This window comes from Vibrio sp. Vb0667 (genome assembly GCF_033391095.1).
Genome location: NZ_JAWPOL010000287.1, coordinates 1 through 1171 on the forward strand (window position 1 = coordinate 1; position 1171 = coordinate 1171).

A 1171-nucleotide genomic window follows, 5' to 3' on the forward strand; every position below is an offset into this window, starting at 1 on the left:
CGCGTAATCCAATAAAAGTGATTAGTACAATACGTCATGACAAATTCGCCGTCGCTGAGCAACATATTGAACACGCCTTTTTCTTTGAGCTGATCACAACACTTAGCGATGTAGAGAAAAACAGATTCCATGTCCTGAGGAGGCTCTGGATATCGATCTTCCATCTGCTTTAGCAGCCAACAAAACGCGAGCTCACTGTCTGTTTGACCAACAGGACGATGGCGCCCAGTGTACAGGTCTTGGTAATCAGACAGCTGACCATTATGAGCAAAGGTCCAATACTTGCCCCACAACTCACGTGTGAATGGGTGCGTATTTTCTAAATTCACTCCGCCACGGTTTGCTTGGCGAATATGACTCACAACCGCACGACTTTTGATCGGATAGTTTTGCACCAATTCAGCGATTTGGGACTCACAGCTTGGTTTTGGATCTTTAAAGGTTCGAAAACCTTTACCTTCATAAAAAGTAATTCCCCAACCATCACGGTGTGGGCCAGTACGACCTCCACGCTGCATCAACCCTGTAAAGCTGAAACAGATATCCGTTGGAACATTGGCGCTCATGCCGAGCAATTCACACATCGTTTAACGAACTCCTTACCTAAACCACAGCCGAAAAAGTGGCTGCAGAAAATTATTCCATCTCTTTTTCAATCAACTGAATGATGATGTGAATAATCTTAATATGTACTTCTTGAATACGGTCTGCATAACCAAAGTGTGGTACACGAATTTCAACATCAGCAAGACCAGCCATTTTACCGCCGTCTTTACCCGTCAGTGCGACAGTCTTCATGCCTTTCGCTTTCGCAGCTTCAATCGCTTTAAGAATATTGCCTGAGTTGCCAGATGTCGACAAACCAAACAGAACATCACCTTTGCGGCCTACCGCTTCAACGTAACGAGAAAAGACAAAGTCGTAACCAAAATCGTTACTGACACAAGAAAGGTGGCTTGGATCTGAAATCGCAATACCAGCGTATCCTGGGCGATTATCACGGTAACGCCCTGTTAGCTCTTCTGCGAAGTGCATTGCGTCACAGTGCGAACCACCGTTACCGCACGACAGCACCTTACCATCTTGCTTAAAAGAATCGGCAATCATCTTCGCTGCCGCTTCGATTTGAGCAATGTTATGGTCATCGCTTAAAAATTTGTTGAGCACTTAA

2 protein-coding genes are annotated in these 1171 nt (G+C 45.1%); both read right to left on the minus strand.

Features of this window, described 5'->3' with window-relative positions:
* Positions 1-584, minus strand: a 584-nt coding sequence (locus R8269_RS25325) for a class II glutamine amidotransferase (protein WP_318222923.1), incomplete at its 3' end; no start/stop codon positions are given.
* A gap of 52 nt (positions 585-636) precedes the next feature.
* The gene (gene lpcA, locus R8269_RS25330) at positions 637-1167 is read right to left on the minus strand and encodes a D-sedoheptulose 7-phosphate isomerase (RefSeq protein ID WP_318222924.1); all 531 of its coding nucleotides are present in this window, start codon (positions 1165-1167) and stop codon (positions 637-639) included.
* Positions 1168-1171 lie beyond the last annotated feature (4 nt).